Raw genomic sequence first — 21,794 nt, forward strand, 5'->3', positions numbered from 1 at the left:
CCCCGGAGGGCGGCTGCCCGGGGCCGCGCGGTGCGGTCCCGGGCAGCCGCCCTCCGGCGGGTCGTCTCAGGGGGTCTTGGGGGCGAGACCGGCGGCGACCAGGGCCGCGTGGACCGCCTGGCCCAGGGCCTGTACGGCGGACTGGGGGCGCACCATCACGGTGAACTCCTTGATCAGCCCGGCCTCGTCGAAGTGCAGCAGGTCGATGCCGTGGATCTGGACGCCGTTCACCGTGGCGCGGAAGACCAGGATCTCCGAGGGGGCCTCCTTGCCGTCGGTGCTGGTCTCGGCGGCGCCCTCGTACTGGCCGACGTAGTGGAAGTCCTCGAAGAGCTGGAGGAGCACCCCGAGGAGGCCCAGAACCTGGGGCCTCCCCTCGAAGGGGGTGAACTTCACCGGGCTGTAGAAGCGGATGTTCTCGGTGAACAGGGCGTCGACACCCGTGAGTTCACCCTTCTCCACGGCGGCGCGGAAGCGTGCGGCGGATTCCATGGCGCGTTCCTCCTGGTGTGCGTGCGGCGCGGTGGTGCCTCAAGGCGGTCCCGCGGGGCCGGGTCGTACCGTACGGCCTCACAGGTCGCGGGTCACCGTGCCGGTGAGGTGGAGCCGTGCGCCGTCCGTGCCGCCGCGCAGCTGGAACCTCGTCCCCGAGCCGTCCGCCGCGTACGTCACCGTGCCCGGGAGCAGCACGGGTGCCCTGAACTCCGCACGTACGGTGCGGATGTGGTCGGCGCCCTCCACCTCGGCGAGGCAGCGCGCGACGCTCCACATGCCGTGGGCGATGGCCCGGGGGAAGCCGAACAGGCGGGCGGTGAGCGGGTGGAGGTGGATCGGGTTGCGGTCGCCCGAGGCGGCTGCGTACCGCCGGCCCAGGTCGCCGGTGAGGCGCCACTCGGCGACGGCGGGGAGATCGGGGTCGGGCGGGTCGGGCTGTGCGGGCGCGGCGGACCGCACGGGTGGGGCGGGGGCGGTCGTCCGTACGGCGTGGCGGGCGAGGTACCCGCTGCGGGACTCCCACACCAGCTCGTCGCCCACCCGGGCCTCCGTCACCACGGTGGCCTCGGTGCCCCGGCGGTGCGGGGTCAAGGACTGTGCGTACACGGTCAGTCGGAGAGGTTCCGCAGGCCCTGTGGGCCGGTGGGAGGTGATTTCGATCCAGGTGTGCACGAGCCCCAGCACCGGCAGCGGGAACGCCCGTGCCGTCATCAGTCGCATCGCGAGCGGGAACGCCAGCACGTGCGGACAGGTGAGGGGGAGTGGGCCGTTGGGCGGGAAGTGGCAGATCCGGCGGTAGCGGGCGAGGAGTTCGGCCGGTACGGGGGCCGCGCTCCCGGTGACGCGGGTGGCCGGGAGCGCGGCGCCGGACCGGCCGGGGCGCTTCAGCGGCGAGGTCAACGCGCCGCGCAGGAGCATGAGTTCGAGGCAGGGCATCGGCTCACGCTCCCAGCAGGCTCTGGCCGCAGACGCGGACCACCTGGCCGTTGACGGCGGAGGAGGCGGGCTGCGCGAACCACGCGGTGGTCTCGGCCACGTCCACCGGAAGCCCGCCCTGGGAAAGGGAGTTCATGCGGCGGCCCGCCTCGCGGATGAAGAGCGGCACGGCGGCGGTCATCTTCGTCTCGATGAAGCCGGGGGCGACCGCGTTGACCGTGACCCCGTGGTCGGCGGCGGCGCGCGGGGCGAGCGAGCGGACCAGGCCGATGATGCCCGCCTTGCTCGCCGCGTAGTTGGTCTGCCCGTTGTTCCCGGCGATGCCCGCGATGGAGGCGGTGGCGACGATCCGGCCGCCCCGGTTGAGGGTGCCCGCCTTGAGGAGCGCGTCCGTGGTCCGCAGCACCGAGTCGAGGTTGACGTCGATCACGGAGGCCCAGCGGTCTGCCGCCATGTTGGCGAGCCGGCGGTCGCGGGTGATGCCCGCGTTGTGCACGAGGACGTCGAGCCCGTCCGGGACCGCCGCCGCGATCCGCTCGGCGGCGTCCGGGGCGGTGATGTCCAGTGGCAGCGCGGTGGCGCCGAGCCGGTCCGCCGTGCGCACCAGGTCGGCCTCGGCCTGGGGGACGTCGAGGCAGATCACCCGGGCGCCGTCGCGCGCCAGCACCGAGGCCACCGCCTCGCCGATGCCCCGGGCGGAACCGGTGACCAGCGCGGTGCGGCCGGTCAGCGGGGCGAACCAGTCGGCGACCGGGCCGGGCGTGGCGCCGGAGACCTCGACGACCTGGCCGCTGACGTACGCGGACCGGGGCGAGAGGAGGAAGCGCAGGGTGGACTCGGCGGACGCGGCGGCGCCCGGCACGATCCGTACCAGCTGGGCGGTGGCGCCCCGGCCGATCTCCTTGCCCAGCGAGCGGACGAACCCCTCCAACGCCTGCTGCGCCGCGGCCTGGTGGTGGTCTTCGGGGGACGGGGCCGTACCGAGGACGACGATCCGGCCGCTGCGGGCGACCGAGCGGACGACGGGGTGCAGGGCGGCGTGGAGGGCGGCGAGCCCCGGCGCGGAGGTGATGCCGGTCGCGTCCACGACGATCCCGGCGGGCCGGTCCGCCCGCTCCACCACCGGCAGCCCGAGGCGGGCGAGCAGCTCGCCGACCTCGCCCGGGACGGCCGCCTCGCCCGCCGTGAGGTGCAGCAACGGCCCGTCGAGCGTGGGCGTCTCCAGGGACCAGCGGCGCAGCGGCGTGGGCTGGGGAAGGCCCAGGCGCCGGGTGAGGAAACGGCCGGGGGCTGTGCCGGTCAGGTGCAGATAGCGGTCGGCCATTGTCCAGACTCCCTGCTCGGTCGTAGATTTACTCCGGAGTAAGGTTACTCAAGAGTCAGGAGCTGGTCGAGATGATTCCGCTTCCGCAGCCGCGCCGGGTCGCCGTCCTCGGCGGCAGCCGCATCCCCTTCGCCCGCTCCGACGGCCCGTACGCCGAGGCGTCCAACCAGCTGATGCTCACCGCCGCGCTCGACGGGCTCGTCGAGCGGTTCGGCCTGACCGGGCAGCGGGTGGGCGAGTTCGCCGCCGGTGCCGTGCTCAAGCACAGCCGCGACTTCAACCTGGCCCGGGAGACGGTGCTCGGCTCCCGGCTGGACCCCCGCACCCCCGCGTACGACGTCCAGCAGGCGTGCGGGACCGGCCTCCAGGCCGTCATCGGCGTCGCGAACAAGATCACTCTCGGGGCGATCGACTCGGGCATCGCGGGCGGCGCGGACACCGCGAGCGACGCGCCGCTCGGCGTCAACGACGAGCTCCGCCGCATCCTGCTGAGCGCCCGCCGCGCCAAGGGCAACGCCGCCCGGCTCAGGGCACTCGCGGCCGTCCGCCCCCGTCACCTCGTCCCCGACATCCCGCGCAACGCCGAGCCGCGCACCGGGCTTTCGATGGGCGAGCACGCGGCGATCACCGCCCGCCGCTGGGGCGTCGCACGCGAGGACCAGGACCTGCTGGCGGCGACCAGTCACCAGCGGCTGGCCGCCGCCTACGACCGGGGGTTCCTGGACGACCTCGTCGTCCCGTACCTCGGCCTGGAGCGGGACCAGAACCTGCGGCCCGGCTCCACGACGGAGAAACTCGCCACGCTGAAACCGGTGTTCGGCGCCGGACACCCCGACGCGACGATGACCGCCGGGAACTCCACCCCGCTCACCGACGGGGCCGCCACCGTGCTGCTGGCGAGCGAGGAGTGGGCGCGGGAGCGCGGCCTCGCGCCGCTGGCGTACCTCACGCTGTACGAGACCGCCGCCGTGGACCACGTGAACGGCGAGGACGGCCTGTTGATGGCCCCCGCCCACGCGGTGCCCCGGCTGCTGGAGCGGGCCGGGCTGACCTTCGAGGACTTCGACCTGTTCGAGGTGCACGAGGCGTTCGCCTCACAGGTGCTCGCCACGCTCGCCGCCTGGCGCAAGCAGGGCCTCGGCCCCGTCGACCGGGCGAAGCTCAACGTGGCCGGTTCCTCGCTCGCCACCGGCCACCCCTTCGCGGCGACCGGCGCCCGGATCGTCGCCACCCTCGCCAAGCTGCTCGCGGAGCGCGAGGGACCCGGGCGCGGGCTGATCTCCGTCTGCGCGGCCGGTGGTCTGGGGGTGACCGCGATCCTCGAACGGCCCTGAACCGTCGGACACCACTGCACGACCCGGCCCGTTCGCCGCCGGAACCGCACCCGCCACCGCCCCCCTTCCGAGGAGCCGCACGTGTCCACGCCCCCCGCCCCGCCCGCATCCCCGGCCGACGGCACCGCGTCCGCCGCCGCGCCGCCCGTCCTGGTCCCCCCGCTGCTCCTGCGCGGTACGGACGGCCGCGTGCGGGAGGTCTCCGTACCCGCGTTCGCACCGCCCGTACGGCGCGGCTCGCTCGCCGAGATCCCCTTCGACAACGCGCGCGAGGCGCCCTCGGACGCCGTCCTCAGCCGCAAGCAGGAGGACGGCAGCTGGCGGGACGTGACCGCCCTCGCGTTCGCCGAGGAGGTGCGCTCCGTCGCCAAGGGCCTGATCGCGGAGGGGTTCCGGCCCGGCGCCCGGATCGCGATCATGGCCCGTACGACGTACGAGTGGACGCTGCTCGACTTCGCCGCCTGGGCCGCCGGGCTCGTCACCGTCCCGATCTACCCGACCTCCTCGGCGTACCAGGTGCGGTGGATCCTCCAGGACTCCGGTGCTCAGGCCTGCGCGGTCGAGACGAAGGAGCAGGCGCGGATCGTCAGCCAGGAGCGCCGGGAACTCGACGGCCTGGCCCACCTGTGGCAGTTCGACACCGGGGCGCTCGGGCGGCTCCGGGCGGCGGGCACGCACGTGCCCGACGCGGCGGTGGACGAGCGCCGCGCCCTGCTGACCCCGGACACCGCCGCCACCCTCATCTACACCTCCGGCACCACCGGCCGCCCCAAGGGGTGCGTCCTCACCCACGGCAACTTCTTCGCCGAGGTCGACAACGCCATCGAACTGCTCCACCCGGTCTTCAAGTCGGTCTCCAAGTACCCCGCCTCCACCCTGCTGTTCCTGCCGCTCAGCCACGTCTTCGGCCGGATGGTCGCGATCGGCTGCCTGCGTGCCCGGGTCCGCCTCGGGCACGCTCCCTCCATCCGTACCGAAGACCTGCTGGAGGACCTGGCCGGGTTCCAGCCGTCGTTCCTGCTGGCGATCCCGTACGTCCTGGAGAAGGTCTTCAACACCGGGCGCGCCACCGCCGAGAAGATGGGCCGCGCCTCCTCCTTCGACCGTGCGGCCCGCATCGCCCAGCGGTACGGCCAAGCGGTCGAGGCCGCCGAACACGGCACGGGCCCCGGTCCCGGCACCGGCCTGAAGATGGCCCGCAAGCTCTACGACCCGCTGGTCTACCGCCGCATCCGCGCGGCCCTCGGCGGCCACGTCCGGTACGTCATCTGCGGCGGCTCCCCGCTGGGCGGCCGGCTCGCCTCCTTCTACGCGGGCGCCGGCATCGAGATCTTCGAGGGGTACGGCCTCACCGAGACCACCGCCGCCCACACGGTGACCCCGCCGCTCAAACCCCGCCTGGGCACGGTCGGCTGGCCGCTGCCGGGGACCTCCGTACGGATCGCGGACGACGGCGAGGTACTGCTCCGGGGCGGCCAGGTCTTCCACGGCTACTGGGACGCGCGGACCGGCACCTCCGTACCGGTGCTGCACGACGGCTGGTTCGCCACCGGAGACCTCGGTGCCCTCGACGACGACGGCTACCTCACCATCACCGGCCGCAAGAAGGACATCATCATCACCTCGGGCGGGAAGAACGTCATCCCGGCCCCGCTGGAGGACTGGCTGCGCGCCCACCCGCTGGTCGGCCAGTGCATGGTCGTCGGCGACAACCGCTCCTTCATCACCGCGCTGATCACCCTGGAGGAGGACGGGCTCGCGCACTGGCGGCAGATGAAGAAGAAGCAGGGCGTGCCGCTGCGCGAACTGGTCGGCGACCCGGAGCTCCGCGAGACGATCCAGCACGCGGTGGACGAGGCCAACGGCCTCGTCTCGCGCGCCGAGTCCATCCGCAAGTTCACCGTGCTGCCCGTCGACTTCACCGAGGCGAGCGGCCACCTCACGCCGTCACTGAAGCTCAAACGGGACGTGGTGGCACGGGACTTCGCGGCGGAGATCGAGGAGCTGTACCGGAAGTGAGGTGCGGGGGCCGGCCGGGCGTCCGGTCCCGGGCGGATCAGCGGGGCCGGACCGGGCCGAGCAGTGCGGTCGTCGGCCGGTTCCGGGCCCGGCGGGCGGCCCCGAAGGCGGTGGCCCCACAGGCCGCCGTCGCCAGGAACAGGACCAGCGGGGCCACGAGCGCCGCGAGCCACGCGAGGAGTCCCGCCCGGGGCACGATCCAGTGACCCCAGGGGGCGCGCACCGCCTCGACGGTCCGGCCGACGTGCTCCGCCCCCTGCACCACGGTCCGGGATCCGCCGGCCACTTCTCCGTACCGCCTCCGGTTCGCACCGGGCCGAACGTACTCCCTCGCGGGTCAGGGCCCTACAGCGGGTTGTCGCCGTCCCTGTTGAGGGCGTGTCCCCGCCGGAAGAAGAGCTTCGCGGCGAAGTGACCGTGCTCGCCGGCCATCCGGAACCACGGCTCCGACGCCGCCAGCCCGTCGCGCGCCTCCACCAGGCGCCCCATCTCCCACATCGACTCGGGGTCCTTGCGCTCCACCCCCAGGCGGAAGAGGCGTTCGGCCTCGTCCAGGTTCCCCTGGATCTTCGCGATCAGGGCGATCGACCGCAGGGCTTTCAGGTCGCCGCCCTGGGCGGCGGCCATCAGCCTCTCCGGCGTGCCGTACTTCCGGTGCTGCCGCCAGGCGCGGATCGCCAGCAGCAGGCCGAGCAGCCAGGCCACCCAACTGATGTCGAAGAGCGTGTCGTTGTCGGTCGCCATCCCGATCACGCTCAGGATCGCCGCCACGACGAACAGCAGGAATGCCATGCGTCCCCCCCCGGGTCACGTACTGCCCATCGGCACTCTTCCCGACGGGGGCCTCCGCAACCCCTGGAGTGGCCCCGGATGCGCCGGTGAGTCCCTTCCGGGGAGCCGCCCTCGGCAGGAGCCCGCCCGGAACGGCGCGGGGGGACGCTCACGCCGCCCGGCCACCGCCCCGCAGCCGTTCCAGCAGGGCGTCCTCGGCCCGGTGCGCGCCCGGGTCCTCCCAGAAGGTGACCGGGACGCCCCGGATGTGGCGGCCGTGCGGGTCCAGGACGTGACCGGCCAGCTTGAGCGGCCAGAGGGTCACCGCCCGGTCGGCGACGACGAGTTCGGGGAAGCGGGTGGCCAACCGGGCCTCGAACGCGCCGATTTCCTCGGCCGAGCGCAGCCACACCGCCAGCATCAGGTTGTACGGCCCCGACAGCGAGGCACAGAGGCGGGTTTCGCGCATCCCGATGAGCTGGGAGGCGATCCGCGCGGTGTCGGCGGCCGGGGCGATGCCCCACAGGGTCACCGAGATCGGCCAGCCGGAGAGGTAACGCGCCACCTCGCAGCGGTAGATGAGGGCGTCCTCGCGGTGCATCCGGTCGAGCCGGCGGCGGACGGTGCTGGGGCTCACGCCCAGGCGTTCCGCGAGCCGGGCGGCGGGCTGGCGGAAGTCCTCGCTCAGCAGCAGGTAGAGCCGGGTGTCCAGGTCGTCCGGCGCGGTCAGGCCCCGGCGCGGGTGGGAGGGGCCCCGGTCCCTGGTCAGCGCGTCCTGGCTGTCCGGGTCGAGCCGGTCCAGCCGCCAGCGGCTGCCCTCGGTGTGGACGGCGGTGGCGATCTGCGAGCGGGTGGCCGCGACGCCGGGCAGCGCGCCGAGGCGGAAGCCGACGTACCGGGCCAGCATCGCCTGGTCGGGGAAGGCGGCGGTGAGGACGAGGTCCCGGGAGCCGGTGACGTGCTCGATGGTGATCAGGTGCGGGTCGTCCGCGATCTCTGCCGCCACCTCGTGCAGGGCGCCCGCCGCGCAGTCCACCTCGATGAACGCGATGATCGGCAGCGTCACCCCGGACGCCACGGTGTAGCAGCTGAGCCAGGCGTGTCCGGCCTCGGTGAGCCGGTTCCAGCGCCGGGCGGCCGTCGAACCGTCCACCCCGAGCGCCTTGCCGATCTGTGCCCACTCCGCACGGGGCGAGGTCTGCAACGCGGTGATCAGCAGATAGTCCAGCTCGTCCAGCGGGGCGTCGTCGGGGGCGGCGGCCTGGCCCCGGGGACCGCGGGCGGGCGCCGGAGCGGTGGCGGATTTCTGCGTGAAGGACCTCATCGGCGCCGCTTTCCTGCGGATGATCATCAGTGGCGTGCTCGGGTCAGCACCATACGCCCATGTCTCTGCTCCAGGATGCCCACGCCCTCGCCCCCGCGCTGACCGAACTCCGCCACGCCCTGCACCGGGAACCCGAGCTCGGCCTCGACCTCCCGCTCACCCAGCGCAGGATCGTCGACGCCCTGGCGGGCCTCGGGCTGGAGATCACCCTGGGGAAGGGGCTCAGCTCCGTCACCGCCGTGCTGCGCGGCGGGCTGCCCGGTCCCGCGGTGCTGCTCCGCGGCGACATGGACGGGCTGCCCGTCCAGGAGGACACCGGCCTCCCGTACGCCTCGGTGCTCGACGGCCGGATGCACGCCTGCGGCCACGACCTGCACGTCACCGGGCTCGTCGGCGCGGCCCGGCTGCTGGCGGACCGGCGCGCGGAGCTCGCGGGGGACGTGGTGTTCATGTTCCAGCCGGGCGAGGAGGGCCAGGGCGGCGCGAAGATCATGATCGAGGAGGGGGTGCTCGACGCGGCGGGGGAGCGGGTCGTCGCCGCGTACGCCCTGCACGTGGTCTCCACCGGGGCGCCGACCGGCTTCGCCGCCACCCGGCCGGGGCCGATGCTCGCCGCCTCGGACGCCGTCCACGTCACCGTGCACGGCCGGGGCGGGCACGGCTCGTCCCCGCACCTGGCGGCCGACCCGGTGCCCGCGATGTGCGCGATGGTCACCGCGCTCCAGACCCTGGTCACCCGCGAGATCGACATCTTCGACCCGGCGGTCGTCACGGTGGGCCGGATCGAGGCCGGTACGGCGCCCAACGTCATCCCGGAGGACGCGCGGTTCTCCGCCACGGTGCGGACCTTCTCCGACGCCGCCCGCGCCGCGGTCCGCGCGGGCTTCGAGCGGACCGTGCACGGGGTGGCCGCCGCCCACGGGGTCACCGCGACCGTCGATTACGTCGACCAGTACCCGCCGACCGTCAACCACGCCGGGGAGGCGGCGTTCGCGCTGGAGACCGCGCGGCGGATCCTCGGCCCGGACCACGCCTTCGAGGCGCCCAAGCCGATGGCCGGGGCGGAGGACTTCTCGTTCGTGCTGCGCGAGGTGCCCGGCGCGTTCGTCGGGCTCGGCGCCTGCCCGCCCGGCACCGACCCCGCCACCGCCCCGATGAACCACTCCGCCCAGGCGGTGTACGACGACGGCGCCCTGCCGCACGCCGCCGCGCTGCTCGCCGGGCTGGCCCTGCGCCGCCTCGGCCACGACGTGTAGGTGGTGTCCGGCCTGCGCGGCCCGCTCGCCCAGCTCCCCTCCCGCCCCTTCCGGTGTCACCGTCGCCCCGTACCCGCTGGAGCCCGCCCATGGCCGTCACCGCCACGCCCGCACCGCCGCCCGCCACCGCCTCGGTCACCGCCGTCGTGGGGCTCCTCGTGTTCTTCGAGGCGACCAGCGGCTTCCTCCAGGTCGGGCTGGCCCCGCTGCTGCCCGACCTCGCCGACCACCTCTCCATCGGGTCGGCGTCCCTCAACTGGGTCGTTTCCGTACAGCTGTTGGCGGCGGCGGTCTGCGTCCCGCTGTTCGGGCGGCTCGGCGATCTGTACGGTCACCGCCGGATGCTCCGGATCGCGCTCGCGCTGATCGCCGCCGGAACGCTGACCGTCGCCCTCGCCCCCGACTACCCGGTGCTGCTGGCGGGCCGGGTGCTCCAGGGGCCGATCGCTGCGCTGCTGCCGCTGGAGATCGCGCTCGTACGGGACCGGCTGCCGGTCGCCGAGGCGCGCCGGGCCATCGCCCGGCTCGTCGGGGCGCTGACGCTCGGCGCGATGGCGGGCGGGGTGGTGATGGGGCTGGTGGACTCCGCGTTCGGCTCCCTGCGGCTGACCCTGCTGGTCCCGGCGGTGCTCGCGGCGGCCTGCGTTCCGGTCTCCTTCGTCGCCGTACCGGAGTCCCGGAGCAGGGCGGGCGGGCGCGTCGACCGGGCCGGGGTGGTGCTCCTCGGCGCCGCGATGATCGCCCTGCTCGCCGGGGTGTCGGGCGCGGAGGACGGCTCCTGGGGCTCGGTGCGTGTGCTCGGCCCGGTGCTCCTGGGGATCGCGCTGCTCGCCCTCTGGGTGCGGGTCGAGCTGCGCGGCAGCGAACCGCTCGTGGACGTACGGGCGTTGGCGGCACGGACCTCCGCGCCCTTCTACTGCGCCGCCTTCCTCTTCGGGGTCTTCTACTTCGGCAGTCAGACCCCCAACTCCACGTTCTACGCGGCCGATCCGGCGACCGACGGGTACGGGTTCGGGCTCGGCGCCCTCGCCATCTCGCTGGTGTCGCTGCCCGGTGCGGTCGGCAGCGTCGTCGGCTCCCTCTCCACGGCCGCGCTGGCGAAGCGGATCGGCTACCGGCCGACGCTGATGGCCGCCTTCGGTCTCGTCGCGCTCACCTTCACCCAGTTCGCCTTCTTCCACGAGGAGATGTGGCAGATGGCGACGGGCTCCGCCTTCCTCGGCCTCGGCATCGGACTGGCGCTGGGCGCCATGCCCACCGTCATCGTGGAGGCGAGCGAGCCCGCCCGTACGGGGATCGCCGCCGCCCTCTACAACAACGTGAAGACACTCGGCGGGGCGGTGGCGGGCGGGGTGTTCGCCTCCCTGCTCGGCGCGTTCCGCTCGGACCTCACCGGCGAACCGGGCGAGGGCGGCTACACGGCGGTGTGGCTGGTCGGCGCGGCGGCGGCCCTCGCGGCGGTCGCGATGAGCGCGCTGTCGCGGCGCCGGGAGGGGTGACGGGGTACCGCTGTTGAAGCTGATGTTTCCTCAAAAGCCTTACAGGTCAGCGGAGATGTTCATCCACGGGCTCGGCAGGTCGCGTTGATGCGTGTACCTGCCAGTCGGATGCTTCGTACCGACGGACCCATCGAGCCTGGAGGTACATCATGAGACCGACCCGCGCCGCGCTGCTGCTCGCCGCGACCGCTCTGACGCCCGCGCTCCTCTTCACCGCTCCGGCCTTCGCGGACGACGCGTCCGCGTCGTCCGTGCCCGTCGCTCCCTACACGCCCTTCACGCCCCCGGCGGTCGCCTGCCCGGCCGAACCGTCCGGCACGGAGACTCCGGTCGACGAGCTGACGGAGGACGAACTCCAGGCCGAGGTCCAGGGCATACTCGCGGACCCGAACGCCGGGCCGTACGTCCTGCGCGCGGCGAACGCGGCCCTGGCCGGGACGGTGGACGGCCTGCGCACCTTCCTGGAGACGGGCTGCACCACGGCCCAGAGCGGCGACGACGTCTTCTGGGTCGCCCGCGTCATCGCGGTGGCCCAGCAGAACGGCGACCATACGGTCTGGAAGGCGGGCAGCGACGCCATAACCGCCTCCGAGACCGATGTGAACGCCGCGCGCGTCTTCCTGGAGACGGGGTATCCCGTGGCCCAGGTCACGGACGACTACCTCGCCGTCGCCCGCATCAGCGCCGTGGCCCAGCAGAACGGTGACGCATACCTGCTGCAGGCGGCCAGCGACGCTTTCGAGGTCAACACCCCCGAGGCCGTCAGCTACTTCCGGTGGACCGGGTACAAGGACGCGCAGTACAAGGACGACCAGCTCTACGTCGTCCGCATGCTCAACGACCCGGACCTCAGCGACGCCATGAACGACGCGATCCAGGACCTCCTCAGCAACGGCACCGCGGAGGACTTCCGGTACTTCCGGACGGTCGGGCAGTACGAGATCGACGGCTGATCCCGGCTGATCCCGGCCGCTCCGGTGGTGTTACCCGGCGTCCCCGCCGGGGGACACCACCGGGCGGCGGGGGAGCCGTACGTCGTGACGCGGGCCGGTGCGTCCGTCCGGTCAGCGCACCGACCGCAGCGCCCGGAGCGTGGGCGACCCGCCCCGCTCCGGCCGCCGCTCCGGGGCGTCCCGTACGTGTCCCGGCCCGCCGCTCCCGTCCCCGCGTTCCCGTACCAGCCCCGGCAGCGTGGCCAGCTCGGTGAGGGCGTCCACGCGCCAGTCGGCCGACTCCACCACGTCCGGGTGATCCGCCCACCAGTGCCCGAACGGGCCCCGCCGCAGGTGGGCGGTGCGCAGACCGGCGGCCTTCGCCGGGAAGAGGTCCTCGGCGGGGTGGTCGCCGACGTACACCGTGGTGCGCGGGTCGGCGTCCGAGGCCTTGAGCACCCGCACGAAGAACTCCGGGTCCGGCTTGGCCACGCCCCACTCCGCCGAGGTGACGACGAGGTCCGCCGGGAGGTCCAGGGACCGCAACTGCTCGGTGGCGCGCGCCGACCGGTGCCCCGCCACCACCACCCGGAGCCCGAGCGAGCGGAGTCCGGCGAGCGCCGGGCGCACGTCCGGGTAGAGGTCCCGTTCGCCGAGGTGCTCGCCGCGCCCCGCCGCCTCGCGGGCGAGCTCCGCCTCCGCCACGTCCATGCCGGGGCGGAGCAGCGCCAGCGCGTCCGCGGCGCCCCGGCCCCCGACGACGGCGGCGCCGACCAGAGCGCTCACGGTGTGCACGGGCACACCCAGCCAGTCGGCCCAGGACGCCCAGTGGCGGTCGTCGCGTACGAGGGTCTCACCGATGTCGAACACGATCGTTTCCATCACCGTGCCGACCCTACGGGGCGGACCCCGTCGCACCGCCGACATCCGCGCCCGGGCGCGCGGCGCGGGTTCGGGAGCGGGCTCCACGCGGCGCGGGTGGTGGTGAGCGCGAGCCGTGCTGCGGAGGTGCGCGCGAACCGTGCTGCGGAGGTGTGCGCGAAGGTGCAGGTGACCGGCCGACCCGGGCACCGGCGCCGCTCGTATGCTCGGTCCATGACCGATCCTCAGAGCGGACGCCCCACGACCAACGCCATGCGGCGCGCACTCAAACGGGCACGTGACGGTGTGGCCCTCGACGCCACCGAGGCCGCCGTACTCCTCCAGGCACGCGGTGACGATCTGACGGACCTCGCCGCGTCCGCCGCCCGGGTACGCGACGCGGGCCTGGAAGCGGCGGGCCGGCCGGGCGTCATCACGTACTCCCGCAAAGTGTTCATCCCGCTCACCCGCCTCTGCCGCGACATCTGTCACTACTGCACCTTCGTCACCGTCCCCGGCAAGCTCCGCCGCGAGGGCCACGGGATGTTCCTCTCGCCCGACGAGGTCCTCGACATCGCCCGCAAGGGCGCGGCGCTCGGCTGCAAGGAAGCGCTCTTCACCCTCGGCGACCGCCCCGAGGACCGCTGGCCCGAGGCGCGGGAGTGGCTGGAGGCCGAGGGGTACGACGACACCCTGGCGTACGTACGCGCCATGGCGATCCGGGTCCTGGAGGAGACGGGCCTGCTCCCGCACCTCAACCCCGGGGTGCTCGGCTGGACCGATCTCCAGCGCCTCAAGCCGGTCGCCCCCTCGATGGGGATGATGCTGGAGACCACCGCGACCCGCCTCTGGTCCGAGAAGGGCGGCCCGCACCACGGCTCCCCGGACAAGGAACCGGCCGTCCGGCTGCGCGTCCTGGAGGACGCCGGCCGCTCCAACGTCCCCTTCACCACAGGCATCCTGATCGGCATCGGAGAGAACTACGAGGAGCGCGCCGACTCCCTCTTCGAGATCCGCCGCACCGCCCGCGCCTACCACGGCATCCAGGAAGTCATCATCCAGAACTTCCGCGCCAAGCCGGACACCGCGATGCGCGCGATGCCCGACGCGGAGCTGGAGGAGCTGGCCGCGACGATCGCGGTGGCCCGGCACATCCTCGGCCCGTCCGCGCGGATCCAGGCCCCGCCGAACCTGGTGGACTCCGAGTACGCGCTGATCGTCGGGGCGGGCATCGACGACTGGGGCGGGGTCTCGCCGCTCACCCCCGACCACGTGAACCCCGAACGCCCCTGGCCGCACATCGACGAACTCGCCGCCCGCACCGCCGAGTCCGGCTTCGCGCTGCGCGAACGGCTCACCATCTACCCGGAGTTCATCCAGCGCGGCGAACCGTGGCTCGACCCCCGGCTGCTCCCGCACGTGCGCGCGCTCGCCGACCCGGAGACCGGCATGGCCAAGGAGGGCGCGATCCCCGTCGGCCTGCCCTGGCAGGAACCGGACGAGGAGTTCGGCGCGAGTGGCCGCACCGACCTGCACCGCACCATCGACACCGAGGGCCGCACCGGCGACCGCCGTGAGGACTTCGACGAGGTGTACGGGGACTGGGAGGCGCTCCGCGAGGCCGCCGCTCCCGGCATGGCCCCGTCCCGCGTCGACGCGGACGTCCGTGAGGCGCTGAGCCAGGCGGCCGACGACCCGACGAAGCTCACCGACGCCCAGGCCCTCGCCCTGCTCCACGCGGAGGGCCCGGCACTGGACGAGCTCTGCCGGATCGCGGACACCCTGCGCCGCGACACGGTCGGCGACGAGGTCACCTACATCGTCACCCGGAACATCAACTTCACCAACGTCTGCTACACCGGCTGCCGTTTCTGCGCGTTCGCGCAGCGCCGCACCGACGCCGACGCGTACACCCTCTCCCTCGACCAGGTCGCCGACCGGGCCGCGCAGGCGTGGGACGTCGGCGCGGTGGAGGTCTGCATGCAGGGCGGCATCCACCCGGACCTGCCCGGCAGCGCCTACTTCGACATCGCGCGGGCCGTGAAGGAACGCGTCCCCGGCATGCACGTCCACGCCTTCTCCCCGATGGAGGTCGTCAACGGCGCCACCCGCACCGGGCTTTCGATCCGTGACTGGCTGACCGCCGCGAAGGAGGCCGGACTCGACTCCATTCCCGGTACGGCGGCGGAGATCCTGGACGACGAGGTCCGCTGGGTCCTCACCAAGGGCAAACTCCCCACCGCCACCTGGCTGGAGGTCGTGAAGACCGCCCACGAGGTGGGGCTGCGTTCCTCGTCCACCATGATGTACGGGCACGTCGACCAGCCCCGCCACTGGCTGGGCCACCTGCGCACGCTGGCCCGGCTCCAGCAGGAGACCGGTGGGTTCACCGAGTTCGTGACCCTCCCGTTCATCCACACCAACGCCCCGGTCTACCTCGCCGGCATCGCCCGCCCCGGCCCCACCGACCGCGACAACCGGGCCGTCACCGCCATGGCCCGGCTGCTGCTCCACCCGCACATCACCAACATCCAGACCAGCTGGGTGAAGCTCGGCACCGAGGGCGCCGCCGAGATGCTCCGCTCGGGCGCCAACGACCTCGGCGGCACCCTGATGGAGGAGACCATCTCCCGTATGGCCGGGTCGAGTTACGGCTCGTACCGCTCCATCCAGGACCTGGTGGCCATCGCCGAACTCGCGGGCCGCCCGGCGAAGCCGCGCACCACCCTCTACGGAGAGGTCCCCGCGGAGCGCGTCGCCGCGGCGACCGCCTCGGACGGCCACCTGCCGGAGCTGCTGCCGGTCCTGCCGGGCTGATCCGGCACGCGCCGCCGCCCCGTGCCCCTCCGCTCGCGCGGCGGGGGCGCGGGGGCGGCGGCGGTGGGCTCAGGCGTGCGCGACAGGCTGCGGTGCCGGTGCCCCGGTCGCGCCCAGTGCCTTGCCCAGCCGCAGCAGCCCCTCGCGGATCTCGTCCGGGGTGTGGGTGGTGAAGGACATCCGCAGGGTCGCCGGGTCGGGAGTCCCGGCGTAGAAGGGGGCGCCGGGGACGTACGCCACCTCGTGGGTGATCGCCTTCGTCAGCAGGGCGGTCGCGTCGTGTCCGTCGGGCAGGCGGACCCAGAGGAACATCCCTCCGTCCGGCCGGTTCCAGGTGCTGCCCGGTGGCAGGGCGGCGGGCAGGCCGTCGAGCAGCGCGTCCCGGCGCTCGCGGTACGCGGCGCGGACCCGGCCGATGTGGGCGTCGAGGTCGAAGACCTCCAGGTAGCGGGCCGCCGCGGCCTGGTCCACGGCGGAGCAGTGCAGGTCGGCGGCCTGCTTGACGATCACGCAGGCCCGGCGCAGCGCGGCGGGCGCACGGAGATGGCCGAGCCGCATGCCGGGGGACATCACCTTGGAGAAGGTGCCCAGCAGCACCGTGCGGTCGGCGGCGGCGTCCAGCGACGAGATCCACGGCAGGTGCTCGCCCTCGAAGCGCAGCTCGCCGTAGGGGTCGTCCTCGACGATCCACAGGCCGAGGCGCTGCGCGACCTCGGCGACGGCCTGCCTGCGCGCGAGCGGGAGGGTGCGCCCGGTCGGGTTCTGGAAGGTGGGGACGGTGTAGAGCAGCTTGGGCCGTTCCCGCTCGACGAGTTCCGCGAGCGCCACCGGGTCGATGCCCTCGTCGTCGCACGGCACCGGCAGGACCCGTGCCCCGGCGAAGTTGAAGCACTGCAACGCCGCGAGGTACGTGGGGTCTTCGACGAGGACGGTGTCGCCGGGCTCCAGCAGCGCGGTGGTGAGCAGAGTCAGTGCCTGCTGCGATCCGGTGGTCACCACCAGGTCCTCCGCCCGGGTCGGCAGCCCCCGCGCGGAGTACCGGGCGGCGACGGCCGCCCGCAGCGCCGGGTCGCCCTCGGTCACCGAGTACTGGAGGGCCCGTGCCGCGTCCTCGGCCAGCACGTGGTCGTAGGCGGCCCGGATCCCGCCGGTGTCGAACAGCTCGGGTGCCGGAAGCCCGCCCGCGAACGAGATCACCTCCGGCCGCGCGGTGAGCGCGAGGATCTCGCGTACGGGAGAGGCGCCGACCGAGGCGGCGCGGGTGGCGAGGGCGGGGGTGTCGGCTCGGGTCGTCATGGCCGCAGCCTACGAGCAACCGCCGTGCCTCTTGAAGGCGTTGGGGCCGTCGAAGTCGGAGGAGGCGGCCCATTCTTGGTCAAGTCCGGTCATGACCGGCGTAGAGTCCCCATCGGGCGTGCCGCGGCTGCGGCCCGCCCCGGCGAGCTGTCGGTAGCCTGGATCCGTGACAGCACCCACGGGCCGGACCGGGGTGTCAACCGGTCTGTCGTGCCGGGGACTTGGCCCACCGAAGATCGCCCCGCCCCCGCCCCCGGCCCGGTGTCCTGGCGCGCCCACCGCCCACTCATCGAGGGACCACCATGAACGCCCCGACCGACCCGTTAGTCCTCGAACTCCCGCACTTCCGTCTGGAGAGGGGCGGCGTCCTGGACCCGGCCCGCCTCGTCTACCGGACCCATGGAGACCTCGCGCCCGACAGGGGCAACGCCGTCCTGCTCCCGACCTGGTTCGCCGGTGACCACACCTCTCACGAGTGGCTGATCGGTCCGGGCCGCCCGCTGGACACCGACCGCTACTTCGTCATCGTGCCGAACCTCTTCGGCAACGGCCTTTCCTCCTCGCCCTCCAACACCCCCGCACCGCAGGCCGGCGCGGACTTCCCCCACGTCACGATGGGTGACAACGTGCGTGCCCAGCACGAGCTGGTCCGCCTCCACTTCGGCATCGAGCGCCTCGCCCTCGTGATCGGCTGTTCCATGGGCGCCCAGCAGACGTACCAGTGGGCGGTCTCGTACCCGGACATGGTCGCCCGCGCCCTGCCGTTCTGCGGATCGCCGAAGACCTCACCGCACAACGGGGTGTTCATCGAGGGGCTGCGGGCCGTGCTCACGACCGACCCCGAGTGGCACCGGGGCCGGCGGGCGCCCGGACACGCGGCGGGCCTGCGGGCCTTCTCCCGGGTCTACGCGGGCTGGGGTTTCTCGCAGGCTTTCTACTGGAACGAGCGGTACCGCTCCCTGGGGTTCGACTCCGTCGACGAGTTCCTGGCGGGTTTCTGGGAGCCGAACTTCGCGGGCCAGGACACCAACGACCTGCTCGCGATGCTCTGGACGTGGCAGCACGCGGACGTCGGCGCGACCGGGGGAGCGGGCGGGGACGTCGCCAAGGCGCTGGGAACCATCACCGCCAGGACGCTGGCCATGCCGGCGGAGAGAGACCTCTACTTCCCGCCCGAGGACGAGGTCCGGGCCTCGGCGCACATCCCGGACGCGGAGGTGCGGGTCATCCCCGGTGAGTGGGGCCACCTCGCGGGCTCCGGAGCCAACCCGGACGATGTCGCGTTCATCGGCCGGTCCGTGCGGGAGCTGCTGGCGTCCCCGGCGGACGGCCCCCGCGCGCTGGGCTCCCGTCCCGGTACCGGCTGAGCCCGCACGCGGTCGCGGCCCCGGCCGGCGGAGCCCGAGGGCCCCGTCGGCCTGCCGGTAACCTGGGGTTCCATGACCGCACGCACCGCCCCGTCCCGTACGTACCCGATCCCGTCGAGCCCGCTGCGGGTCGCCGCCGCGCAGGCGCAGGCCGTGGCCGGAGACGTCGAGGCCAACACGGCCACCGCCGCCGCCCTGGTCCGTGAGGCCGCCGGGGCGGGGGCGCGGGTGGTCGTCCTCCCGGAGAAGTTCCTCAGCGGGTACGAGCCCGACCTCGTCCGCGCCGAACCGCTGCGCTGCGCCGTGCAGCCCGGCGACCCGCGCCTCGCGCCGCTCGCCGACGCCTGCCGGGAGACCGGCACGGTCGCGGTGGTGGGCGCCGCGTTCCACGAGGCGGGGGAGCTGTACGTCTCCGCGCTGGTCATCGGGGCCGACGGCACCCTCGTCACCCGCTACGACAAGCAGTACCTCTTCAAGACCGAGCGCGAGGTCTACCGGCCGGGGGCCGCCGGGTGCACCCTCGACGTGGACGGCTGGCGGCTCGGGCTCGGCATCTGCTACGACTCGGGCTTCCCCGAGCACGCCCGCGCCGCCGCGTTGGACGGCTGCCACGCGTACCTCGTCGGCGCCCTCTTCAGTGTCGGCAACGGCCACCACGAGTCCCGTACGTGGTTCCCCGCCCGCGCCCTCGACAACACCGTCTACACGGTCCTGGCCAACCACATCGGTACCACCGGCGGCTGGAACACCTGCGGCGGCAGTGGGGTGTGGGGTCCGGACGGGCGGCTGCTGACCGAGGCCGGACCGGACCGGCGCGAGGTGGTCACCGCCGACCTCGACCCGGCCGCCCTGACCGCCGCCCGCGAGGCGGAGGGGATGCTGGGCGACCTGGACCGGGTCGTGGCGGGGGAGCGGGCCCGGTACGCGCTGGGCGCCGGGCGGCCGTAGCGCCGCTCAGCTCGCTTCCGGCGCCCCGGCGCGGGCGATACGGGTGGCGAAGAAGGCGAAGGCCAGGGCCAGAGCGGCCTGTACGGCCACGGCGGCGGCGAAACCGCGGGGCAGTCCGGCGTCGGCGGAGCCGTCCGCCGTCGCGTCGGCCACGGCGTGGAAGAGGCCGCCCAGGAGTGCCACGCCCAGGCCGAGACCGAGCTGCTGCAGGGTGGTGAAGAGACCGCCGGCGACGCCCGCCGCCCAGGTCGGGGTGCGGGAGAGGACGGTGCGCAGGACCGGTCCGTACATCAGGGCCTGGGTGACACCGAGCGCGATCAGCAGCGGCTGCAGGGTCCACGTGGTGTGGCCGTGGGTGCCGTTCACGGTGAAGGCGAGGCCCACGAGCACCGCCGCCTGGCCGAGGGCCGCGCCGGTCATCGTCCAGCGTCCGGTGCGGCGTTCCACGGCCGGCAGGGCGAGGGCGGTGACGATGAACCCCGCGCCGAACCCGAGCAGCAGCACGACGGTGTCCCAGGCGTCCACGCCGAACGCGCCCTGGGCGAGTGCCGAGAACTCGTACAGGAAAGCGCCGTAGCCGGTGAAGAACAGCAGGGACATGACCAGGCCCTGCCGCACGGCCGGGGTGCGCAGCACGCTCGGCGGGACGACGGGCAGTTCGCCGCGGCGTTCGGCGGCGCGCTGCGAGCGGGCGAAGACGGTGAGCGCCGCGCCGCCCGCGGCCAGCATCGCGAGCACCGGGGCCGGGCCGCCCGCGGAGGTGCCGAGGGTCAGGGGCACCACGACGAGGAGCAGGCCGGTGCCGAGGAGCGCGGCCCCGCGCAGGTCCAGCGAGAGCGGCGCCGTCGAGCGCGACTCGGGCACGGTGCGCAGGGCGAGCAGCGCGGCGGCCCCGATCGCGCCGGTGAGTATCTGCACGAGCCGCCAGCCCCAGTGGTCACCTGCGGCCTGGGCGACGGCGCCCGCGAGGAGCTGCCCGGCGACGGTCGCGATGCCGCCGACGGCGGCGAAGAGCGTGACGCCCAGGGCCCGCAGCTTCGCGGGCGCGGTGGACTGGATGGTGGAGAGGACCTGCGGGGTGAACAGCCCCGCGGCCACGCCCAGCACGGCGCGCAGGACGACGAGGGTGATCAGGTTCGGTGCGAGCGCGGCGAGCACGGAGGCCACGCCGAACGCGCCGACCCCGGCCGCGAGCAGCCGCCGCCGTCCGAACCGGTCGCCCAGGCGCCCCGCCACGACGAGGGTCGCCGCGAACGCCGTGGTGTACGCGGAGAGCACGAGCTGACCGCCCGACACGGTCACGCCGAGGTCCGTGGTGATCGCGGGTTCGAGCAGGTTCACCGACCCGAACGTCATGTTCACGGGCAGGAAGGCGACGAGCAGCGCGGCGAGTCCGGTGCCGGTGAGGGCGCGCGCCGGAAGCGGTGCCCCGGTATGCGCGGCGGGGGCGGCCGGGCCGCCGTGGGTGGCGGCCACGGGGACGGCCGGTGGGGTGTGCGTGGCGGGGACGGACGGTGCGGTCGTGAGGGTCATGACCAGACTGTGCGCCGCGCGCCATCCTGGTACCAGGAGCCTGTTTATCGGGGTACCAGTACTACCTGGATCCTTTGGCCCCGAAGCCCGACACTGGTGCGGTGACCTCTACGACGCCCGACCGCGACGCCCTCGGCGCCTTCCTGCGCGCCCGCCGTGCCCGTGTCACCCCCGGTGACGTGGGCCTGCCCGCGGGCGGCCGGCGCCGCACGCCCGGTCTGCGGCGCGAGGAGGTCGCGCAGCTCGCCGGTGTCGGGGTCACCTGGTACACGTGGCTCGAACAGGGGAGGGCCAAGAACGCCTCCGACCAGGTGCTCGACGCGGTGGCGCGCGTCCTGCGCCTGGACGCCGCCGAGCACCGGCACCTCATGGTGCTCGCGGGCCGGGGCACGGCCGCCGAGCCGGGACCTCCCATGGACCTGCGTCCCGAACACACCGCCGTCCTGGCGAAGTTGCTGCCCTACCCGGCCGCCGTGCAGACCGACTGCTACGACCTGGTCGCGGCCAACCGCACCTACCGGTACCTCTTCGCCGACCTCGACGCGTACCCGGTGGAGGAACGCAACTGCGCGTGGCTGATGTTCACCGAACCGAGCTGGCGCAACAGCCTGGTCGACGAGGAGACCGTCCTGCGCGACATGACCGCGCGGCTCCGCGCCCGCCAGCCGGAACACCGCGACGACCCCCGCTGGCACGCGCTGATCAACCGGCTGCGTCAGGAGTCCCCGGACTTCGTGCGGCACTGGGAGTCGTACGAAGTCGGCGCCGACCGGACCCAGCTGCGCCATTACCGGTCCCCGCGCGTCGGCCCCCTCGACGTCCAGTTCCAGAGCCTGTGGCTGGACCGGACGCGCGGCGAGCGGATCATCGTCATGACCCCCGACGACGCCGCCACCGCCCAGCGTCTGGAACGCCTCGACTCGCTGGTCGGGGCCGCTCCGGACTGGACCTCCCTCGGCGCCGGTGGAGCCGCCGGAGGCTCGGCCGCCGGGGCCTGAGGGCTGGGCCGCCGCCTTCCGCGGACCTCGGGCCGCGGAGAAAACGGGTTGCCCGGGCGGCGGGCGCCCTCCGAGAATCCGCCC

Annotated in this window: 18 protein-coding genes; 9 read left to right on the forward strand and 9 right to left on the reverse strand. The window is 74.0% G+C overall.

The annotated features are described in order from the left end of the window. Positions 1-66: 66 nt before the first annotated feature. From ACFWEE_RS17810 to ACFWEE_RS17820, 3 genes are all read right to left on the reverse strand, one after another. On the reverse strand, positions 67-492 hold the full coding sequence (locus ACFWEE_RS17810; protein ID WP_386890118.1) for a nuclear transport factor 2 family protein: 426 nt from the start codon (positions 490-492) through the stop codon (positions 67-69). 78 nt (positions 493-570) lie between these two features. Beyond that, the gene (locus ACFWEE_RS17815) at positions 571-1,431 is read right to left on the reverse strand and encodes a MaoC family dehydratase (RefSeq protein ID WP_386890119.1); all 861 of its coding nucleotides are present in this window, start codon (positions 1,429-1,431) and stop codon (positions 571-573) included. 4 nt (positions 1,432-1,435) lie between these two features. Further along, the gene (locus ACFWEE_RS17820) at positions 1,436-2,755 is read right to left on the reverse strand and encodes a 3-oxoacyl-ACP reductase (RefSeq protein WP_386890120.1); all 1,320 of its coding nucleotides are present in this window, start codon (positions 2,753-2,755) and stop codon (positions 1,436-1,438) included. Positions 2,756-2,826: 71 nt separating this feature from the next. Here ACFWEE_RS17820 and ACFWEE_RS17825 point away from each other — a divergent pair, with 71 nt between their 5' ends. Next, the gene (locus ACFWEE_RS17825; protein ID WP_386890121.1) at positions 2,827-4,089 is read left to right on the forward strand and encodes an acetyl-CoA C-acetyltransferase; all 1,263 of its coding nucleotides are present in this window, start codon (positions 2,827-2,829) and stop codon (positions 4,087-4,089) included. Between the two features lie 81 nt (positions 4,090-4,170). Next, positions 4,171-6,108: an AMP-dependent synthetase/ligase gene (locus ACFWEE_RS17830; protein ID WP_386890123.1), complete on the forward strand. Its 1,938-nt coding sequence runs from the start codon at positions 4,171-4,173 to the stop codon at positions 6,106-6,108. 37 nt (positions 6,109-6,145) lie between these two features. Here the strand turns inward: ACFWEE_RS17830 and ACFWEE_RS17835 are convergent, their stop codons facing one another. The 3 genes from ACFWEE_RS17835 to ACFWEE_RS17845 all read right to left on the reverse strand — a co-directional run bounded on the left by ACFWEE_RS17835 (position 6,146) and on the right by ACFWEE_RS17845 (position 8,203). Beyond that, positions 6,146-6,394: a hypothetical protein gene (locus tag ACFWEE_RS17835; protein ID WP_386890124.1), complete on the reverse strand. Its 249-nt coding sequence runs from the start codon at positions 6,392-6,394 to the stop codon at positions 6,146-6,148. 59 nt (positions 6,395-6,453) lie between these two features. Beyond that, positions 6,454-6,900, reverse strand: coding sequence for a sel1 repeat family protein (locus ACFWEE_RS17840; RefSeq protein ID WP_386890126.1), 447 nt, complete (start codon positions 6,898-6,900; stop codon positions 6,454-6,456). 148 nt (positions 6,901-7,048) lie between these two features. Then, positions 7,049-8,203, reverse strand: coding sequence for an Lrp/AsnC family transcriptional regulator (locus ACFWEE_RS17845; RefSeq protein ID WP_386890128.1), 1,155 nt, complete (start codon positions 8,201-8,203; stop codon positions 7,049-7,051). Between the two features lie 59 nt (positions 8,204-8,262). Between ACFWEE_RS17845 and ACFWEE_RS17850 the strand changes: the two genes are divergently transcribed. The 3 genes from ACFWEE_RS17850 to ACFWEE_RS17860 all read left to right on the forward strand — a co-directional run bounded on the left by ACFWEE_RS17850 (position 8,263) and on the right by ACFWEE_RS17860 (position 11,911). Continuing rightward, positions 8,263-9,459, forward strand: a complete 1,197-nt coding sequence (locus ACFWEE_RS17850; RefSeq protein WP_386890129.1) for a M20 family metallopeptidase — start codon at positions 8,263-8,265, stop codon at positions 9,457-9,459. Between the two features lie 89 nt (positions 9,460-9,548). Beyond that, complete coding sequence (locus ACFWEE_RS17855) at positions 9,549-10,958, forward strand: MFS transporter (protein ID WP_386890131.1); 1,410 nt, start codon at positions 9,549-9,551, stop codon at positions 10,956-10,958. Positions 10,959-11,107: 149 nt separating this feature from the next. Further along, positions 11,108-11,911 (forward strand): ALF repeat-containing protein, encoded by an 804-nt coding sequence (locus ACFWEE_RS17860; RefSeq protein ID WP_386890132.1) that lies wholly within the window; start codon positions 11,108-11,110, stop codon positions 11,909-11,911. A gap of 111 nt (positions 11,912-12,022) precedes the next feature. Here ACFWEE_RS17860 and ACFWEE_RS17865 read toward each other — a convergent pair whose 3' ends face one another. After that, on the reverse strand, positions 12,023-12,772 hold the full coding sequence (locus tag ACFWEE_RS17865; RefSeq protein WP_386890134.1) for an HAD family hydrolase: 750 nt from the start codon (positions 12,770-12,772) through the stop codon (positions 12,023-12,025). A 213-nt stretch (positions 12,773-12,985) separates the two neighbouring features. On the opposite strand from ACFWEE_RS17865, the gene ACFWEE_RS17870 reads away from it, so the two are divergent. Beyond that, complete coding sequence (locus tag ACFWEE_RS17870; RefSeq protein ID WP_386890135.1) at positions 12,986-15,568, forward strand: bifunctional FO biosynthesis protein CofGH; 2,583 nt, start codon at positions 12,986-12,988, stop codon at positions 15,566-15,568. A 69-nt stretch (positions 15,569-15,637) separates the two neighbouring features. On the opposite strand, the gene ACFWEE_RS17875 is transcribed toward ACFWEE_RS17870, so the two are convergent. Next, positions 15,638-16,864 (reverse strand): PLP-dependent aminotransferase family protein, encoded by a 1,227-nt coding sequence (locus ACFWEE_RS17875; protein ID WP_386890137.1) that lies wholly within the window; start codon positions 16,862-16,864, stop codon positions 15,638-15,640. Positions 16,865-17,166: 302 nt separating this feature from the next. Here ACFWEE_RS17875 and ACFWEE_RS17880 point away from each other — a divergent pair, with 302 nt between their 5' ends. After that, a complete protein-coding gene (locus ACFWEE_RS17880; protein ID WP_386890138.1) occupies positions 17,167-18,231 on the forward strand; it encodes an alpha/beta fold hydrolase in 1,065 nt (354 codons plus the stop codon). 72 nt (positions 18,232-18,303) lie between these two features. After that, positions 18,304-19,179 carry a carbon-nitrogen hydrolase family protein gene (locus ACFWEE_RS17885; RefSeq protein WP_386890139.1) on the forward strand — a complete coding sequence of 292 codons (876 nt, stop codon included), beginning with the start codon at positions 18,304-18,306 and terminating at the stop codon, positions 19,177-19,179. A gap of 6 nt (positions 19,180-19,185) precedes the next feature. Here ACFWEE_RS17885 and ACFWEE_RS17890 read toward each other — a convergent pair whose 3' ends face one another. Beyond that, complete coding sequence (locus ACFWEE_RS17890) at positions 19,186-20,712, reverse strand: MFS transporter (protein ID WP_386890140.1); 1,527 nt, start codon at positions 20,710-20,712, stop codon at positions 19,186-19,188. A 101-nt stretch (positions 20,713-20,813) separates the two neighbouring features. Here ACFWEE_RS17890 and ACFWEE_RS17895 point away from each other — a divergent pair, with 101 nt between their 5' ends. Further along, entirely contained in the window at positions 20,814-21,710 is an 897-nt protein-coding gene (locus ACFWEE_RS17895; protein WP_386890142.1) for a helix-turn-helix transcriptional regulator, read from the forward strand. Positions 21,711-21,794 lie beyond the last annotated feature (84 nt).

Source organism: Streptomyces sp. NPDC060184 (assembly GCF_042728795.1).
In the GTDB taxonomy this organism is placed as follows: Bacteria; Actinomycetota; Actinomycetes; order Streptomycetales; family Streptomycetaceae; genus Streptomyces.

Bases quoted from the DNA above. Each gene is read 5' to 3' on its own strand.
- ACFWEE_RS17820 (WP_386890120.1), bottom strand. From the start codon at position 2,755: ATGGCCGACCGCTATCTGCACCTGACCGGCACAGCCCCCGGCCGTTTC.
- ACFWEE_RS17850 (WP_386890129.1), top strand. From the start codon at position 8,263: ATGTCTCTGCTCCAGGATGCCCACGCCCTCGCCCCCGCGCTGACCGAA.
- ACFWEE_RS17865 (WP_386890134.1), bottom strand. From the start codon at position 12,772: ATGGAAACGATCGTGTTCGACATCGGTGAGACCCTCGTACGCGACGAC.
- ACFWEE_RS17845 (WP_386890128.1), bottom strand. From the start codon at position 8,203: ATGAGGTCCTTCACGCAGAAATCCGCCACCGCTCCGGCGCCCGCCCGC.
- ACFWEE_RS17880 (WP_386890138.1), top strand. From the start codon at position 17,167: ATGAACGCCCCGACCGACCCGTTAGTCCTCGAACTCCCGCACTTCCGT.
- ACFWEE_RS17810 (WP_386890118.1), bottom strand. From the start codon at position 492: ATGGAATCCGCCGCACGCTTCCGCGCCGCCGTGGAGAAGGGTGAACTC.
- ACFWEE_RS17860 (WP_386890132.1), top strand. From the start codon at position 11,108: ATGAGACCGACCCGCGCCGCGCTGCTGCTCGCCGCGACCGCTCTGACG.
- ACFWEE_RS17875 (WP_386890137.1), bottom strand. From the start codon at position 16,864: ATGACGACCCGAGCCGACACCCCCGCCCTCGCCACCCGCGCCGCCTCG.
- ACFWEE_RS17885 (WP_386890139.1), top strand. From the start codon at position 18,304: ATGACCGCACGCACCGCCCCGTCCCGTACGTACCCGATCCCGTCGAGC.
- ACFWEE_RS17840 (WP_386890126.1), bottom strand. From the start codon at position 6,900: ATGGCATTCCTGCTGTTCGTCGTGGCGGCGATCCTGAGCGTGATCGGG.
- ACFWEE_RS17825 (WP_386890121.1), top strand. From the start codon at position 2,827: ATGATTCCGCTTCCGCAGCCGCGCCGGGTCGCCGTCCTCGGCGGCAGC.
- ACFWEE_RS17855 (WP_386890131.1), top strand. From the start codon at position 9,549: ATGGCCGTCACCGCCACGCCCGCACCGCCGCCCGCCACCGCCTCGGTC.
- ACFWEE_RS17815 (WP_386890119.1), bottom strand. From the start codon at position 1,431: ATGCCCTGCCTCGAACTCATGCTCCTGCGCGGCGCGTTGACCTCGCCG.
- ACFWEE_RS17870 (WP_386890135.1), top strand. From the start codon at position 12,986: ATGACCGATCCTCAGAGCGGACGCCCCACGACCAACGCCATGCGGCGC.
- ACFWEE_RS17890 (WP_386890140.1), bottom strand. From the start codon at position 20,712: ATGACCCTCACGACCGCACCGTCCGTCCCCGCCACGCACACCCCACCG.